Here is a 19,242-nt window from a genome sequence, read left to right on the forward strand (position 1 = left end):
TTTTGTCTATTCGTAATGATTAGAGGGAAGAGGAACCCCAGATCAGCCCTCTTCCCTCTTAAGAATCTACTCCACAATCTTACTCGCAACTGCCGCAAGATCAGTAAGGTCGATGATGCCATCTTTGTTAACGTCGGCCTGCTTGATCTTCGCCCAGTCCGGACTTGTCGAATCTTTACCGTAATTCGCTGCTACAATAGCGAGATCTCCGATACTAACTTTACCGTCTTTGTTGATATCACCTGGGATGTCCACTGTACCCGGTGTCACTTCAATCGTTATCTCAGTAGCTGCTACGACTTCTTCTACACCATTGTTATCAGCGAGCGTAACATCAGAAGATGACAGCTTCCCACTAATCGGTACCGCAACTTCCTTGGCAACAAAGCTTAACTCAACGATTTGCGCATTACCTGTTACCGCGTGCCCCTCACCCGTACTTGCAATAATCATCCTTATTTTTCCTGGCGTGCTCGACTGCGTCTCTACTAGGCTAACGCCTTCGATTAACGATTTCGCAGAGATGAAATCCATAGCTGATGGATCGTAGTTAATCGTGATATCTTGAGCGTATACGTTCTGGGTCACGTTGTTTAGACCATATTGAACCTCTAATTTTTCGCCTGCAACAACTGATTTCGGACCGGTAAGCAATACCGTCGTTACTTTCTGTTGGATGCCAACCGTAACGGTTACAACAATCGGTTCTAATCCTTCATAAGTGATACGAATGGTAGTTGTACCATCACCTTTAGCTGTAACTAGTCCTTGTGTATTAACCGTGGCGATCTCTAAATTATCAGACGTGTAGGTAACATTCGCCGTCAAATCCTTTTTCAAGAGAGTTCCTAACTGCCAGTTGACCTCCAGTTGTTCCGTCCCCCCAGTTGTCAGTACAATAGCAGGCTTAATTACCTTTAGTGATTTTTTGGAAAGGTTGTGCTTCGTCTGAAGTATATTTAGCTCTGCTACACTAGTGTAGGCCTGACCGTTAATTTCGCTTAACGCAACTAAACGAATATATCTTCCGATTACACTTCCGTTAAATTTGACTTCCTTATCCGTATTGTCTGAAGCGAAGGTACCCGTTGCTACTGGATCACCCCAGTTCACTCCATCCATGCTGACATAGAATTTATAATCTTTAATAATTCCGTTCGCATAATTACTGCCATTCATTTGCTTCCGCGGTGAATAGACAAATCCGCTCATTTCATTGGTTTGACCGAGGTCAATCTGTAGATCATGCGGCATTGGGTCTGCTGGAGAATGCTTTGTATGCCAATACGTATTTGGATTACCGTCAAAAGCATTTGTGGCTTTACCATCTTCTCCTGCTGTCTGCTGGCTATCAGCGTAATGCAATTTCCATGAACTTTGCGCAAGGAAGCCTGGCTCTTCCGATTCCATTAACTCTACCTCGTTATATGGCACACTGCGATTAAAGAGTTGAACATCACCAATTAGTCCATTGAAATATTGTGCGTGTTCGATACCCGCCGTCCCTATATATACGCTTGCTGGTTGCAAATCTACCTTTAGTGGAGAATAATCTGATCCATCCAACACTCGATCCACATAAATTTTACCTAGTCCGTTATTTTCTCTTACGACGATAATATGATGCCATTCTCCATCATTAACTGCAGTATCAGATACGGCTAGGAAGCCTGCTTCTGTTCCCTTATCTTTCATCTGCCATTGTACATGCCCGTCAGCTTTCAACTTCAATTGATACTGACCTTCCGCTGCACTAGCACTTCCTTGTTGGATAATAACCTGTTCCGTCGTTGCTGATGTTTTCACTCTGACGGACAGTGCCATATCCCCTGTAGAACTTATAGAAGATGCTGCTCCTGCCTCAACAGAGGAAGATGTACCATTAAATTGCAGAGCGTTAAACAGCTCACCATCTACATGTGTAGCTTGATGAATGGTTGCTTCATTACCGTTTCCTGAGGAATCCGCCGCCGCAATGCCATCTTGTTCCGTGAACTCCCAATGTGCAACCAGACCACCATCTGCCCGGTAAAAAGACTGTGATGCATTCGATGCGATCGCATTATCAGCCATATCTAACATATTGTTCACGGTTAGCTTATATGGAGTACCTCGACTTAGCCCTGCCACTGTTAGTATCACTGACTTATAATCCTCACCAAGGACTGCACTTACTACACTAACACCGTTGTTCAAGCTATAATTTGCAATATTCTCGACCGTGCTTTTCTTCATTCTTTCACTGAACAGCACTTCGATTTGATTACTGCTTAATGCACTGACTTGTGCAATGGTCGGCTGTTCTTCATCGTCACTAGACTCGAATTGATATACAAACGCTTCATATGGCTGTAATGTAATTGTGAATGTTTCACCGTACTCGAATGGTCCCTCTTCCGAAGCGCCATATGGATATACCGTTGTCCGGTAGTACGATTTGGTCTTATCCTTCAGACCGAGTAGCGTATCCAGTGTTAATTGATAAGTCTTTGCCGTTGAAGAAGGATTCCGTAGACTCACGATCCCTTTATCTTTGGTCCAACCTGAATAGCCATACACATCGCCTGCAAGCGGGTTTCCGCCAATCATATCTGCATTAGATAAGGCATCGAAATTCTCTTCTGCCCATGTCAGAACTTCCGCATTCACCTTCCACTGTGCATCGTCGAAGAGACTTGGTGAATAATAGACTTCAACAAACCCTGTTCCGCGTACGAGACACATAAAGAGATATTTCCGGAATTCCTCAAGCGTCTGCGTATAGTCACGCCCTGCTGGGTTTTTCACATAAATGCCGTGAATCGGTTCATGATTGTAAATATAACGAAGCGGCATCTGACTCTGCTCTACTTTAAAACGCGTATAATATTTGTAATCCACATAGGTCAACATTTGATCTCGGTCGCTTCCTGTTCCTCTATATCCCGCATCAGTTCCGATATTGAGCCAGACCGAATTGACATACGGCAACAACCAAGGACTGTTATTGCTTCCTGTCGTAATATTGAGAAAAATATCCTTCTCATCTTCCCTTAGATCTTGGAAGATATCGATCCAAGTATCCCAGAAACGAGTGAAATAAGCCGGTTGGCTCGTAACCTCATTATCTACAAGGACAAAACCATCAAGCTTCCAGTAATTAATGTCGTATTCCTCTGTTAGATCCATCATTCTTTGTTTAAGCGCCTGCGTATATTTGGGACCAGTCACGTCCATATAACTACCAACGGTTTCGTAACCGTATTCCTTTTTAAGACGCGCCGAGAAGGTTCCTGGCGACTTGTATCCGCCTGCTGGCCCAAGCCATACGCCAAATTTAGATCCGTAATTTTTGAGCAACTTAGCTTGATCGCTGAAGCCATTAGGGAAGGTAGCTGTATTGAAATCCCAAAATCCTTTATTATAATCAGCCCAACCATCATCCGCGGCATAAACATCAAGCGGGCGCACACCGTAGGAACTCATACCCTTTTCAATTTCTTTGTAAGTCTTAATTAAATTTGCTGAATTCGCATCATGATAAAGCTCAAACCAACCGTTATATTGCAATTGGAATCGCGCTGGCAAAGCAATGGTATCCACATAAGCCAGGCATCTCGCCCTAACTTCCTCCTGCCTTGCAGAGACACCGGATACCGATGTTTTCGACGTCAGTGTAGTCGCACCAACTTGAGGATTTCCCATCGAATAGGCAGAAACCACCTTTTGACTGACCAACTTGTTGTCGGCTCCCGGAAATTCTACACCGAAGAAAAGATCATTCGCATAGACTGGCTGGCCGAAGCCCATTCTTCCCGAGACCGGTGTTGACCAAAATGGACCCGGAATATCAAGGGACTCCAGTTCAATTCTACTTACTGTGAAGTTCGGATTCTCACTCTGAATTTCCAAATGCTTTCGCATAAAATGATCATCCGGATTCATCGCCACAAAGAGGCTCACTGTGATCTGATTCTTTGGTGCAAACCTGAATACTAATGTTTTACTGCCACCCTCCCCGTCCAACACTTCCCACGTGCTCAGAGTTAGATCAGAAGCTTGAAGGCGAGTGCTATTATCCAGGTGAATAATAAATTCTTCTCCTGCTTTCACATTAGCTGTCTCACCGGAACTCTTGTTAACAATTTGTTTCGTTATTACCTTGTTACCTGTAATATTAAATACTCTATCCATATACCAGTTGCCAATGATAATGGAATCCCCATTCTGTGTAACGGTTAATCCACTATTGGCTACGCCAGTGTCAATAGTGACAGATACATTCACAGGTTCCGCATCACCATGCTTGATTTGGATCGTTGTTTTCCCCTTATTTCTTGCGGTGATGAGACCCTTGCTGCTCACCGTTGCCACATCAGAATCCAAAGACGTATATTTCACGACATTCGTCACTTCTTTAGTGACATCAGCCCCATACTTCCAAGTCACATTCAACTTTTGCGTCTGGCCAACCTCGAGTGTGACAGCTGATTGATCTACCTGAAGCACCTTGTGTTTCAACGTATTTTCAGTTGTCTGTAGTAGATTCAATTCAGCTACCGTTGTGAATTGCTGACCCTTCATCTCGCTAAGTGCGACGAAGCGAATATGGTTACCAATGACAGGATTTGCGAATAGCACTTCCTTCTCCGTTATACTGTTGGCAAATGTCCCTGAAGCTACCGGCGTAACTCCCCAATTCTCTCCGTCCATACTGACGTATAGCTCATAGTTTTTAACAGCGCCGTTAGCATTCGCAACTTGACGAGGCAAATATCGAAAGCCGCGCATCTCATGCGTTCCACCAAGGTTTATATCAATGGAATGAGGAAGAGGTGCAATAGCTCCATAATATTTGGAATGCCAGAACGTAGCCGGATTACCATCAAAAGTATTAATGGCTTTTCCGTTCTCTGATTGTAATTCTTCGCTATCTACACTCTTTAATAGCCATTTACTCTGATCCAGCAGGGAAGTATCTTGAATAACTTCGGCTGCTGTGACTATTTCTCCCTTTAAAAGCAAGCCGTTAGAGAACCCCATGATGATAAGTAGACAAAGCGTTACTATTAACCTTTTAGATGTTCGATTAATTCGCACTCGTATAAACCTCCCCCAATTAGGTGACAGATGAAACGGAAAGATCGTTGAGTCATCATCTCGTTAAACTCCTCCTGAAAGAGAATAGATGGCTATGAATGCCCTTATTTAAAGAGAAGAGCAGGTATGACACCTGCTCCTTTGGTGATTATCGCTATTCCTTCGCGTTAGACCCAGTTGTAGCGGGTTCCATTATTTTTTTGGCGACAAAGGACAAGTCAACAATATCAATGATGCCATTTGCATCAATATCCATATGCTTGATCTTCATCCAATCTGAACTTGTCGAATCTTTCCCATAATTCGCTGCTACAATAGCTAGATCTCCGATACTAACTTTACCGTCATTGTTGATGTCACCTGGAATGCCCACTGTACCCGGTGTTACTTCAACACTAAGGGACGACGGAGCTGCTTCTGTTTCTATTCCATTCTCATCGCCGAATTTGGCAATCGAAACTTTGATTGTTCCCGTAAGTGGTTCGGTTACTTCCTTCGCCTTAAAACTAAGCCCAAGTACATCCACATCTCCCGTTACAGCATGACCGCTTCCTTCGCTTGCAATAAGGAAACGAAGGGTGCCCGGCACTTTCGTCACCGTTTCAATCAGGTTGACTCCATCGATTAATGAATTAGCTGTGACAAAATCAGCGACAGCCTGATCGTAAGTGACAGTGATATCCTGTGCATATACACTCTGTGTCACATTACGTAATCCTAATTGGATATCAAATGCTTGCCCAGAAGCAACTTGGCTTGCTCCTTTTAAGCTTGTTGCAGCACCTTGCACTGCCGTCGTTCCCGATACTACTTTTGTATGAAGCTTGTTTGCTTCCGCTTGTGTTGTGAACTCGTTCCCAGAGACTCCATAAGCTTTAAGGTTTGCGCTAAATGCTACATCTAAAGGGTATGAGCCTGAAGCTATCTCCGGGAATACCGTCTCAAAGATGAACTCCGTACCAGAAGCATTTTGGCTAACCAATTGGAAGTCAACTTCTTTAGTGCCAATTGTACCTTTCAAACTTCTATCACCGGTTAACATCATGTAGCTGTCGAATACCGTTTTGATCCGTAACTTATCATTCACTTTATATCCATCCGGCTTTGAATCAGTCAACGCGATCGAGACTAGGTGTGGTACAGAACTGTCAGTTTGACGCTGCCATTTGAGATACTCAGTATTAAATTTAATGAAGCTCATCTCAGCACTTCCGGTGCCTTCATAGAATAGACCTACGTCTCCATTGGATAGATTAGATAGACTTGAGTATGCATAAGTACCTTCTTTGACCAATTGCGAGTATTTCCAATCAAATGTGTATTTCGTTCTACCATTCGAGTAAGTTCCATTTTCTTGGATCAGACCTACTTTAACCGTTCCGTTTATTCTGCTTGAAGAGTTTCCAGGGCTTGCGAATATGACTGCTTCTTTACCATCGATCTGTCCGTTGTACCGAATCGCCGTCATCTGACAGTATGCCGCAATCAATCCTTTCTCGGTTACTACTTCCGAATCCCACGTTTCCCCACCATCGAAGCTTGTAGCGATTTGGGCATAGCCCGAATAATTTCTCATGAATAGCTTGAGCTGACCATCCGGCATTTCCAATACCTGTGATTCCGTAAGCTCATTGCCTGTAGATGTTCTTTCATTCATGGTCACACCGTTCACAATACGTCCTTCATTTGGTGATTCGCCACGATGCCAGGTAGCGCCATGGTCATCACTATAGATGACAGCACTATTCTGTGAGCCATTCTCATTAGTGAAATATACAGGATACACAAGTCTTCCAGCATGAGACCCCTGAGTCATCTGTATCCCCGTACCCGGACCTGCACCTAGAAAGGCCATCCACTCTTCTTTGAGAAGTCCATTCAAATCTGTTGGCCCCTCCCAAGTTAACCCTTCATCATCGCTGTGCCACAGCTCAAGATAAGAAGTCATACGTGGCTTCAAAGGTGAATTACTAAGGAAAACATTACTGATCTGTACGTTGCTGTTAAACAGGTTTCTTAATTTATCCACCTTGTACGTTGTTTTTACGTTTAAATCGTCATACACTTCGCCATTCTCTCTGATCGTGTACTCTTTTTTATTTGCATCCAGAAGAACCATATATCTCTGCCCATTGACTGTTTTGAACCCGCTGCCTTTAACCGAAGTTGGGAACCCTCCTCCATCTGGAAACCCTAGTACTAAAGAGAAAATTCTATTTGTCTCCCGATCTTCCAATAATGATTGGTCAATATTCGATGCGTTACCTGGATAGTTATTAATGAGAACACCATTCGTCTCCCACGTCTTTCCCTGATCCAAGCTTCTTCTTACCATCATATCGATATTGGCTGGGGAATCTCCGCCATGATTAATACGCTTATCTATACCTGCTATTAACGTCCCTGCTTCTGTGTACAACAACGCAGGAATACGGTAAGCATTGGATCCATATAGACCAGGATAGAAGACCGAAGTAGGCTCAGTAATCTTGGCACCTTCCGGTAATGGATTTTGAATCGGCTGCTTTTGAGTAACTCCAGTAATGGAGATGAGATCCTGATCTGCTAGTGGACGACCATATACTTCAGCAAAGTCGATATCACCATTAAATAAGTATTCATTTCCGGACGATCTATCGGTACGTCCTAGCTCAGCAGTGTTAGGAGAATAAATACTACTTAGAAATTTTCTTGCAGATGTTGTATCTGTTTTAATCAATTTTCCATCAAGGAAATATTTATAGCCTTGAGATTGGTCTACAACCATCGCAAGAGTATGAACTTCATTCTCCTTTACCGTGATGTCGGTTTTAACATGTGTATTGACATTTGTCTCCCCAGCCTTCTCATAACGGTTCTCGCTGCCGATAGCTGATGGGCTAATGTAAAGGTGGAAATGTCCATTAGCCACAGTATTATTGCTAAGAGAGAATAAAGACATGATTGAAGTTCCGGTATACCGGAATCTAGCGATAATCGTCCCTTCATTTAATGCTTTTAACGCATCCAGTTTATCGTTAAGATTCGTATAGTTATTGTTGTGAATTTGTTGATTATCAACTCTAAACACCAAGCTCGGGTCAGATGCAGTCTGCACGTTCTGATTTGCATTCGTTGTCGTTGGAAACATGATAATGAACATAATAATAGCTAGAAATAATGACGTTATTTTCCTCAACGAAATCTCTCCTTTTTTATTCAATGATTTTCTTAGCCACACGGGATAAGTCTGCAATATCAATTGTGCCACTACCATCGAGATCCATATGCTTGATTTTATTCCAATCTGGACTTGTGGAATCTTTGCCATAGTTTGCTGCCACAATTGCAAGATCGCCAATGCTGATCTTACCGTCACCATTGATATCAACTTGAATTCCTTGGTCTTTAGCTGTCACTTCAATACTTATTGATGAAGGTGTTGCTTCTATTTCCACGCCATTCTCATCGGCAAGCACACCACTTGTAACTTCAATCTTTCCTGTAGCCGTATCTGTAAGCATCTTCGCCTTAAAGTTAAGCTTCAGAAGTTGTACATCACCAGTGACTGCGTGATCGGTACCCGTACTAGCCAGAATCAAACGAACCTTCCCTAGTGTTTGAGTTGTGGAGTCTATGATTTCCACTCCATTAACCAACGACCCTGCTGTAATAAAATCCATCACGTTGGCGTCATAGCTTAATGTTATATCTTGCGCATATGCATCCTTAGTCAGATGGCTTAATGCAAGACGAACATCGAATTCTTCTCCTGCCGACACCTTATCTGCTCCAATTAACTGCGTCGCATTATCCTCTTCCATATCCTCATCTAACGATTCTCCAAATAATTTGAAGTCCCAGATACTAGCTTTGGTTGCGTTAGGAAGTCCGGTTACAGTAATTCTTGCATAGCGGCCAACGCTATTGAGGCTATCCTTCAATACCGCTCCAGCTTCCGTATTATTCGTGCGATCTACGGCAGTCGTCCAGTTCTCGCTACCTGTATCTTTCACTTCAATTTTGTATTGGTACACCTTATTGCTATTCTCGAAAGAAACTGATGAAGATTTCATTAGATGTTTGTTCCCCAAATCAACAGTCCAAGTGTGACCAATGCCTGTATCTGAGGCAGACCATTTAGTAGAGATATTCCCGTCATTGCCATTCGAGGCAGGGAAGGCTGCATCCTCATTATCTGCTACTGCTGGCTTCCCCTGTGCAATCTCCTTCGCAATTGGTATTGCAGAGATTTCAATCTTGTCAAAATCAGGTGAGAAAGCGTTCACTCCACTATTGCTGAACTTCAACGTATTCATTCCCTTATTGAGGTCCACGTTAATCATACTTGTACGAACACTGCTCCATCCTCCCGAGGAGGATAAGCTTAAGTTAGTGAAATGGATGCCATTCACATCTAATTCTGTATTTCTAGCATCTCCGCTAATATAGTTAATAGATAACTGATAAGAGCCTGTTGATGGTGCTGAAATATTGTTGAATTGGAGTGCATTAGCGATTCCATTACCTACGTAACCAACGACAGAACCACCTGATGCTTCTGGCACAGAACGCAGTTTAGCCGTTCCGCTTAGTGTATTTGTGCTTGCTTCAGCTTCATATGCAACAGTCGGTATTTCTGCTGGTATTTCAGGATTGTAGGTTCCCTTTATTTTCAACATTACGCTTCCGTGTGCAGGTACGGTTGCGGAATAGCTATAAGCGTGTGTTCCCATATCCTCGTGTCTCCATAAATCACGCACCTTAATTGTGTTCAGCAACCCAATCTGTTCAGAAGTCACAGTCATTCGCGCTGGAGCATTCGAACGATTAAGTAGAACAACAGCACGTTCTCCACTTGTACTGCTTCCTAAAGGTTTGGAGTATACCTGTAGACCACTCGTCGATTCATCTACTTTCTTACCTTGGATGCCGGCAGGATCTTGGTCTACAGCTATGACCTCAGCATTCTTGACAATATCAGCGAACCCGCTGCTATATGAGTTCGGAGTATCTAGTTGTGTTACATCGAGCCCAAGCATTAAGGGAGCAGCTAACACAGCCCACATACTGAAATTGGCAACCGATTCGTCGTAATTCAAGCCTTTTATTCCATTTTTATCAGAGACTACGCCTACTTCTAAGCTATCTGGATCATTAAAATGTCCTGGTCCCGCTACATCAGCATGAGGAACGGTCTGATCAACTTCATAGAGTACACCCTTCCAGTAATCCCCCTGATTATCGATATCATAGCCAGTACGCCATGTATTACCGATCTCTGGAGCCCATTTCCATGGCTGTTGTTTTCCCCACTCACAAATGTTAAATAGAATATCCCTAGCAGGATTTGCATTCTTTAGTGCATCACTAAATTCCTTATATTGAGTCTTGAAATCTAGACCCATTGAATCAGCTCCGCATGCATCCACTTTGATGTAATCAAATCCCCATTCGGCAAATTGATTCACATCTTGCTGATAATAGCCATAGCTACCCACTCTTCCTCCACAACCTACTCTTCCGATATCTGTATAAATACCGATCTTCAACCCTTTGCTGTGCACATAATCAGCAAGAGCCTTCATCCCATTAGGGAATCTAGTTGAATCGGCGTACATCTTCCCCTTTGCATCTCGACCACCTTGCCAACCATCGTCGATATTGACATAGAGATATCCCAAGTCACGCAATCCGGTACTAACCATGCTATCCGCCACTTTACGAATTAACGCATCACTAACATTAAATCGAACGGCATTCCATGTACTGTAACCCATTGGTGGTGTTGCCCCCAAGGTATCATCTGCTTGATGCGATGCATAAGCCTTTTGCGAACCAATACCCGTAAAGCATAGGGTTATAAATAATACAGTAATTAAGAACATTGCAAATATCTTATTTTTCCACATAAAAGTCATATTCGATTACCTCCATCAATATTTTTTTCACTTAACTCACGCCATCACCTTATTCACTTATTCAATTACTTTTTTAGCCACAATAGACAAGTCCGCTATATCGATTGAACCACTACCATCGAGATCCATATGTTTGATTTTATTCCAATCTGGACTTGTGGAATCTTTGCCGTAATTAGCAGCAATCATAGCTAGGTCACCAATGCTGACTTTACCGTCACCATTGATATCGCTTGTTGCTACAGCCTTAATTGCTATAGTCAGGGAAGTTGGATCCGTGCTCACTTCTTCCCCCTGATCGTTACTTAGGACTGCTTCCGAAACTTGGAGGATCGTTGTATTAGCAAGACTACCGTTCTTTGCTTTAAAAGTAAGCTCCAAAATTTCCGCCTCACCGGTTATTGGATATTGGGCACCTGTACTAGCAATAATCACCCTCAGTTTTCCATTGGCATCTAATTTCGGCTCATTCAAGATGATGATGCCTTCTTTAATCGACTTAATCGAATTAGGCACATATTCCATCACACTGTGATCATAGTTAATCGTTATGTCTTGTGCATACACACTCTTTACACCAGCAACTCCGTATTTAACATTTAAGGACTGACCTGGCGAAACAGTATCCGGATTGCCTGTCAATGTTGTCATAGGAATATCCAGAACAGCCGTGCTAACAACCACATCATTCAAAGTTAGTAACTTGTTCTCGCCCTTCACCTTGACTTTCGTCTTAACCGTATACGTCGAATCCATTCCAAGCCCTTCGAACTGGATAGCTCCAACTGGATCGCGTGAATTCGAGATCATTTGCTCATGATCACCTAACGTTATGGAGGATTCAACATATTCCACCGCGGTCATCCCGCCTGCAGCGGCTACTATCGGTGCTAACTCTATTGATAGTGTTGTTTTATCAATTCCTATAACCGGTGACATATTTAATGTCCCGATTGTCGGCGGTACAACATATCTAAGATTTGCGATATAGCTATTGGAATCATAGATTCCGAGTGTCTCAAATATCGCAGCTACCATTTGAGTGGAGCCAATATAGTTGGGATGGATATTGTCACTCAACCAAATACTCTTAATATGACTTTGTTCTTTCTCAGCTTCCGTCCAATACTTATAGTGATCCACTAAAAGTAATTGCTTCTCCTGAGCAATTTTCCTAATCACACCCACATACTCAGGCAGGTTTGCTGCTCGCCCAGCATCTGCTGGTTTTATCGTATTGATTGTTTCTAGAATAGGGATCGCGCCAATACCTCTTACCCGATCTATTGCTGTCCTAAGATTCGATTCATATTCACTTAGCGGTACCATTTTGTTACTACTATCATTCATACCAAAAGCAAGGAACACGACATCTGGGTTATTCGCCGTAATCCATTTGTCAAAGTTGGCCATTAAGTCTCGAGTGGTCATACTTGAGACACCTGTATTTAGTACCAAATTCTTCGCTCTCGTAGGATTGGTTGCAGACATCTCGCCCCTCAACCGCTCTCCAAATAGTTCTGGAAATGACTTATATCCTTTTGTATGTAGCGCTCCATGCGTAATACTGTCCCCGTTAAATAGCCATGTTACAGGTTTATTACCAGCTATTAATGCTGCAAGTTCCGCTGGAATAGCAGGTTGCTCAGGCTGCTTCGAGTTGATATAATCCGGATCCACATTTACATATTTATCTTGATTGGATACCTTTGCTTTAACAGTTAATGTATATGGTTTGCTACTGATGACACTCCCCATATTCACCGTACCTGTTAGATTTGCGGTCTCTGTGGTGTATTCCCCGTCTTCGGACTTTAATGTAATAACTGCCTTTTCAATATTCGGCACACCGATTAATGTATTAGCCAAATGGACTGAAATAGCGTTACCTGTTCGCGTAAATCGATGTCTTGATTGATATGTTCTTGAGCAGACTCCTTTATATCTGTAAAGCCGTTAATATTCCATGTACTTCCGCTTCCACCTATACCAAAGTACGTCATCAGTTCTTTCGCAATCCTTAGGTGTCCAAGCTCATTGGGCAGTTTGCCATCATTACCGATTAATGACACTAAGTCAGAGTAAGCTTTCCATGTGTCAAAATGATTCACAAGGAGGAGACTCTCCTGATTAGTAACCGCTTTCAAAGCCTCGACATAAGGCGTTAATTCTGTCGCATAGGCTGTATCTGTCGGAAATACCGGTGTTTGGAATACAGGTATCGCTCCGTCCGCTCTAATCTGATCCGCAATTGCCTTTACATTCGCTTTGAAATCAATGATAGGAGTACCTTTCTTAGCATCCGCCGTACCCAGCATGACAAATACTGTCTTCGGATGTAGATCCTTCACAAGCCTATTGAAATCAACAAGAAGTTCCGACGAAGTCATCCCTTTCATTCCCGTATTAAATACAAAATTATTACGTTGTACGACTCCACTCGCCATTTCCCATCTGATTCTTTCTTCGAAATGCTGCATGAAATTTCTGTAGCCTTTCGCCTGTCCTGCTGCAAATGTAATATCATCACCGGTAAATATGAAATTTGATGATTCAGTTGTACTTAAAAGAGACTTCTTCACGTTATTCAAATCAGCATTCGCCTGCGGGACCGCTGTGCGTTCAATTAAGACTTTATCCGTTAATGGTGTGCGATACTCTTCAGCAAAGTCGATTACACCAGTAAATGGGTATTCGTTAGATCCGACCAGCCTATCCGTGCGTCCCAATTCAGCAGTGTTCGGGGCATAAATATTGTTTAGAAATTTCCTTGCGGACGTTGTATCCTCTTTAATCAAAGCCCCATCCAGAAAATATTTGTAGCCTTTTGCTTTATCCATAACCATAGCCACGGTATGAACATCATTCGGTGTTAAAACAATTGCGCCTGATTTAACATTTATATTTGAACTACTCTTTCCGGGCTCTTCATAACGATTCTCACTTCCAATGACCGATGGAGTAATATAAAGATGAAAATGTCCATTTGCCAAGGTGTTATTACTCAATGAAAAAAGGGACATGATTGAGGTACCTGTGTACCTGAATTTCACAATGATTGTGCCCTCATCCAATACTTTGAGCGCATCTATATTAGCATTAAGATTCGTGTAGTAATTCGTATTGATCGTTTGATTTTCAACCCTGAATACCAAGTTTGGATCGGATTCCTGTAATACTGTTTCATTTGCCAAAATTGTAGTGGGAAACATAACAAGAAGTAATACAAGAGCAATAAATCCACACCATATTCTTCTCAACCTGCTCATCTCCTTTATTATAGAGAGGACATACCTTCCTTCACAGAAGGTATGTCGATTCTCTCAACTGTTCCCTTATCTAACTTACTCGATGATTTTTTTAGCCACACGGGATAAGTCTGCAATATCGATTGTGCCGTTACCATCGAGATCCATACGTTTGATTTTCGCCCAATCTGAACTAGTCGAATCTTTGCCATAATTAACAGCAATCATAGCCAGGTCACCGATGCTGACTTTACCGTCACCATTGATATCACCTTGAATTCCTTGTTCTTCAGCTGTCACTTCAATGTTGATTGATAATGGTGTAGCTTCTGATTCCACGCCATTCTCATCGGCAATCGTCACAGTTGGAGCTTCAATCTTTCCTGTAGCTGGCGCAGAAAGTACCTTCGCCTTAAAACTAAGCTCTACAATTTGCGCGTCGCCTGTCACAGCTTTACCTGCACCTTCGCTTGCCAAGATCAACCGCAATTTGCCAGGTGATACTATTTTAGTATCAATCAGATTTACCCCATCGATCAACGATCGAGCAGACACAAAGTCCATAATAGTTGAATCAAAGTTAATGATGATGTCTTGAGCGAATACATTGTGTGACATATTGGTAATACCAAAACCTACAACGAAATCTTCTCCTGTCATCACACTACTCTTGGCTGTCAATTGAACCTGAGGTGAGGAGACTGCTTGCTTTACATGAAATACAGTAATCTCGGCTGCAGAAGCAAAATCACCTAAACCCACGGTCGCTTCTAGCTTGATATAGGCCGCATTAATCGGTGCAAAATTAGCTTCTTTCAGCAGTTTATTCTGGGCCCATGAACCGCTCGTCACCTTTGTAAAAGTCAAGCCATCGACGCTTGTGTACACGTTGTATTGGGCGATCGTTCCGTTGCCCGCATCTGGTCGTGGTAAATAACCAAGCTTACTAATTTCGTACGTCCCACCCAGATTGACAGTGATTGACTGCGGAAGTGGGTCGACGTTGAACCATTTCGTATGCCAATGCGTCTCTGGATCGCCGTCAAGTGCAAACCCTGGATCGTTACTTCCCGTTTGCGAGCTTGTTGCCGAAGCACTCATCTGGCTTTGCGGAATTTCCACGATATTTGTTTGTTCCGATACAGTTACTTCACTAATTGCCGTAAATTCACCAATTACTGTCGTCACCGTAATGGTTGCCGTTCCCTGTCCCTTCGGTGTAACCAAACCTTTGTTATCCACGGAAGCAACGGCAGGATTGCTACTCTTCCAAGTTAGAGATTTGTCCGTTGCATTCTCAGGCACCACCGTTGCAATCAGGGCAGTCGGCTGATCCAACACTTTGAGTGTAAGAGTCGGGTGATTCAATGTGACGCCAGTTGGCTTCACAACCTCATTTAAGGGAATACCGAATAATTTAACTTCACGTATGCTGGCTTTAGTATCCGTATTCGGAAGTCCAGTTACCGTAATTCTTGCGTATTTACCACGGCTACCGAAGTTATTCTTTAGAACAGCTCCGATTTCCGAATTGTTTGTGCGGTCTACAACTGTAATCCAATTCGAACTGCCCGCTTCCTGAACTTCGATTTTATATTTGTACAATTTATCAATGTGTTCAAATGAAATTTCGGAAGACTGAATCGAATACATGCTGCCTAAATCAACGGTCCAGACATGATTTGGATTCGCATCAGCTGCTGACCAACGTGTATCCAGATTTCCGTCATTCCCTGCAGTGGCCGGGTGCGCCGGTTCTTCACTATCTGAAGTAGCAGGTTTACCCTCTGTTATTAGCTGCATTTCTGGAAGTGCCTTTGGAGCATCATACACATCCAGCTCCGAAGCTGACGCGAAGCCGCCAAGTCCAACCACTGCTTCCAGCTTGACGTATTGGGCCGAAACGGCATCAAATACGATGTACTTCTTCATGTTGTTTCTAATCCACGTTCCACTGGATACGTTCGTATAGGTTTTACCGTCTGTACTTACATATAGGTTGTAAGAGGTAATTGTCCCATTGCCCGCATCCGTGCGCGGAGCATATCTGAATTGATTAATCTTATGAACACTTCCGAGATTAACGATTATCGATTGCGGCAATTTATCAGATCCATCCCATTTGGTATGCCACACGGAATTTAGATCTCCGTCAATCGCTTTAGAGGCCTCACTACCCTGCTGAGCACTAACAGCAGTTGCTTTCATCTCGCTTTTTGGAATTGGCATTGGTGCTGGTCTCGATAGATCACGATAGATGTTCACCTCTGCTGCAGAAGCAAATCCACCTTCACCTTCCGTCGCTTCCAATCTTATAAATGCTGCTTCAACGGTGTCGAATGAGGCCGTTTTCTCCGACTTATCTGCATTCCACTGCCCATTAGTCACTAAAGTGTACTTGATGCCGTCCAAGCTGACATAAACGTTATATCCGGTGATGTTCCCATTCGTGCCACCGTACTGTCGCGGTAAGTATTTAAGTTTATTCACATATTGTTTGATCCCCAGATTTAATGTAACTGATTGAGGAAGAGCAGCACTTCCATTTAATGAAGTACTCCAAATGGTTTCAAAGTTGCGATCCAGTACATTAGCTATTGGCGTTGTCGAATCCGCATTCGTAACTGTTGCAACCATATCTTCTTGCGGAATCCGGCTTGGATCCGTATCCTGCTCAGGTAATTCAATCTGTGTTGCATCAAGAAGAGGTGTCGTATCTGCGGTAAATCCAGATACTGTTAATTCAAACCCTTTATTAGCCGACAGATCTGGTGTCTTCACATATACAATGCCTCCCTTATCTGCCGCATCGTAGTACCATCCGCTAACTGCTTTGTCCCATGCTGCCTTCGTTGCAAGTTCTGGATAAGCAGACGCATCCACGGAAACGGATGAAGGCTTATTTGGCATGTGAATCATAAACTGATTCGTGCGCGATTCCAGCTTGCCTTTGTAATTACCTACGCTTGCGCCTACTTGAACAATCAGATCACCTGTTCCTTGTTCCGGTGCGATCGCCTTAATCAAGGTCTCGGCATACTTGCCATCTCGGTGTTCCTTCGTCACCCCATCATCTTCATACATCGTGAAGCTTGATGTCTTATAAGGATAAATATCATACGTTATCGGATTAGGTGGTACTTCTCCGTCATATAGCGATTCTGGATACATCGGTATGATCGCACCTGCTTTGACAAGCAGTGGAAGACGACCTAGCGGAGCATCATATTCATCTAGCATTTTTGAGCCGTAATGTTCTTTACCTGTCCAGTAATCGGTCCATTTTCCTTTAGGCAGATATATCCCGTTTCTTGTTGTGCTATCGATATATACAGGTGCTACTAGGAAAGATTCACCAGACATAAATTGATATTGTGTTAATGTCCCTTTGGAATTCGGATCATTCGGATATTCATAAATCATGCCTCTAACTAGAGGCGCCCCTGTTTTGTTGGTTTCATTCAAATATGTGTAGAAATATGGGGTCAATTGTTGTCTTAATTTCAAAATATCCCGATTATAGCTAGTATATGGATCCCCCCATACCCAAGGCTGTTTATCCTTTGCAGCCCAACCGGAGATACTCATCAGGATTGGGGTAAATGCCTTCCACTGTAGATCACGTACATATGTTTTGGCGCTTCCACCAAATATTCCGTCAATATCACCTGTCGAATAAGGCATTCCTGAAAGCCCCGCACCGATCATCGAAGGAATATGGAATCGTATATACTCCCAATTTCCCGACTGATCCCCTGACCATACGGCGGAATACCGCTGCGTACCTGCCCAACCTCCAACTGACCAGACATAACCTCTACTATCCGAGTTATTCTCAATACCTTGATAGGCTTGCTTGCTACCATTTAAAGCGAAATCATATCCTGGTCCTACCCAGGCTACATCTAGCTTGGCAAGCCTAGTACCATCAACGCCAACCTCTTGGGCAATATGTTCAACACCATTCTGAGTCCATAACCCCGTCTTAAACCCTAATTTCCCTAGACCATCAACTGTTTTACCTAAATTTGTATAGCCACATCCATAACCGTCATTCGGTAAAATCCATGATCCCGGCATATCATGATCACGATACGCTTTACCAATGAGATCGATCACGTCCGTTGTTGTACTAGGCGCTTTGTTATAGCAGTTCGCATCGCCAAGTCCCATACCCCATCTAGGGATTAATGTTGGTTTCCCTGTAAGATCCGTGTATCCGTTCAGAATGTCCTTCATCGTTTCACCATAGAAATAATACGCATCAAATCGATTCTCATTGTGAGTTAAATTGACAGTACTGTCGAAATCATAAGTTCCATTCTGAAATGTATTACGAAGTACCCCATAGCCAGCAGTACTTATATAGAAAGGAGAAGGATTCGATACCGTACCGCTACCCCAGTCGCCATAATTGGTGCCGATCGTAAGTTTGCGATCACGATGATTAAAGAAACCATTCTGCATCCCACCACCATAAAAATATTCATCCTCACCCCGTACAAGCTTCTGAGTTGCTGTTGTGCCATTGTAAGATAAGCTAGCTGCTTCTTCCCATACAACCGTCTTATTATCCTTCTTGTACATGGCAAACTTCATAGGGCTTTTGTAAGCACGCAATATAAATTTACCGGTCTCCATCTTGTAATAAGTACCTTCATCCGACCAGGATACATCTACGGGTCCGAAGTTATCACTCACCACAATCGGCTCAGCAGGTTGCGCCGAAGTCTTTCCTGCTAAGTTAGTAAATTGACCTCCGACACCTAGCCAAATACGGACCATATCATCCCTATTAAAAATGACTTTCACCTTATCGCTACCCGTGGTAATCGTAAAGGTGTGGTCATCGGATTTTTTAAAATCAGAGATTGTGCCAACGGCAGCAGCCTCGGCTGTCTCAGTATTGATAAAATAAATCGTGCATATCATCAGCATAAAAGCTAAAGTGCCACCTATAAACAATTTACAAGTCTTCAATTAAACTCCCCCAATTCGTTGTGTATTGAAAAACA

Annotated in this window: 6 protein-coding genes; all 6 read right to left on the reverse strand. The window is 43.0% G+C overall.

The annotated features are described in order from the left end of the window. Positions 1–66: 66 nt before the first annotated feature. On the reverse strand, positions 67–5,079 hold the full coding sequence (locus BW961_RS00295; protein ID WP_068590331.1) for a discoidin domain-containing protein: 5,013 nt from the start codon (positions 5,077–5,079) through the stop codon (positions 67–69). A 154-nt stretch (positions 5,080–5,233) separates the two neighbouring features. Continuing rightward, the gene (locus BW961_RS00300; protein WP_068590329.1) at positions 5,234–8,257 is read right to left on the reverse strand and encodes a sialidase domain-containing protein; all 3,024 of its coding nucleotides are present in this window, start codon (positions 8,255–8,257) and stop codon (positions 5,234–5,236) included. A gap of 16 nt (positions 8,258–8,273) precedes the next feature. Continuing rightward, positions 8,274–10,979, reverse strand: a complete 2,706-nt coding sequence (locus BW961_RS00305; protein WP_068590327.1) for a cohesin domain-containing protein — start codon at positions 10,977–10,979, stop codon at positions 8,274–8,276. Between the two features lie 57 nt (positions 10,980–11,036). Next, complete coding sequence (locus tag BW961_RS00310; protein ID WP_068590324.1) at positions 11,037–12,848, reverse strand: GDSL-type esterase/lipase family protein; 1,812 nt, start codon at positions 12,846–12,848, stop codon at positions 11,037–11,039. After that, positions 12,833–14,239 (reverse strand): sialidase domain-containing protein, encoded by a 1,407-nt coding sequence (locus BW961_RS00315; RefSeq protein WP_068590322.1) that lies wholly within the window; start codon positions 14,237–14,239, stop codon positions 12,833–12,835. Before BW961_RS00315 ends, BW961_RS00310 begins: the two co-directional genes overlap by 16 nt. An 84-nt stretch (positions 14,240–14,323) precedes the next feature. Then, positions 14,324–19,207, reverse strand: a complete 4,884-nt coding sequence (locus tag BW961_RS00320; RefSeq protein ID WP_076576632.1) for a discoidin domain-containing protein — start codon at positions 19,205–19,207, stop codon at positions 14,324–14,326. Between the last annotated feature and the right edge of the window lie 35 nt (positions 19,208–19,242).

Source organism: Paenibacillus macquariensis (assembly GCF_900156375.1).
GTDB classification, from domain to species: domain Bacteria; phylum Bacillota; class Bacilli; order Paenibacillales; family Paenibacillaceae; genus Paenibacillus_AQ; species Paenibacillus_AQ macquariensis.